Source organism: Alteromonas lipotrueae (genome assembly GCF_019249255.1).
Lineage (GTDB): Bacteria > Pseudomonadota > Gammaproteobacteria > Enterobacterales > Alteromonadaceae > Alteromonas > Alteromonas lipotrueae.
Genome location: NZ_JAESDJ010000046.1, coordinates 1 through 637 on the forward strand (window position 1 = coordinate 1; position 637 = coordinate 637).

At 41.9% G+C, this 637-nt stretch carries 1 pseudogene; it reads left to right on the plus strand.

The window, feature by feature from the left end:
• A pseudogene (locus KYS23_RS20585) lies at positions 1–532 on the plus strand (hypothetical protein); the annotation flags it as partial.
• Between the last annotated feature and the right edge of the window lie 105 nt (positions 533–637).

Sequence of the window (637 nt, forward strand, 5' to 3'; positions counted from 1 at the left end):
TCGCTGGGACGCCTATACGCGGGGCGGCTTCGCCATTATGCCCCACGCATCTGCGCCCCTTAGCTTAAAGTTAGGAGCCAGTCTATCAATGGATGATTTTTCTAAAAGCATTGCAGAGAAGTTTAAAGAAACTTTTCCTTCTTGGGCTAAGTATTGCTGCGAAAAGCAATACGAAGATACTTTTGTCTTGGAGGTGAAAATTCCGCGCCCGATCAATGATGGTGTTCCGTTCCTTGCTCTTGATACGTGTGATGATGAAGTAACTGTGTTTTTCGATTCATATCACGCTCACTTCAGTGACTTTGGCAATGAAAAGTCATTCGATGACGCTCTTAATTTTATAAATAAGATCATTTCTGAAAAATACGCAATGGTGAGTTACTCTAGAGGGACTGAGTGGTGCGGTTCAGAATTAATTGCTACTTGCAATCTCCCTCAAGATAACTCGGAATATCCATATGCAGACACGTTAGTTATACGCTCATGGAATGGAAATTTCGATCAGGAAATAGAATGCTTTGCGAAGAACTGAGCAATGCTCCTAACAAACGCATTAACACTCGCTTCGCTTATGTGGACTCCCCATAGTCAACAACTATTTTTACCATTCAAGATTTAATGCGTGCTTATGTACGAG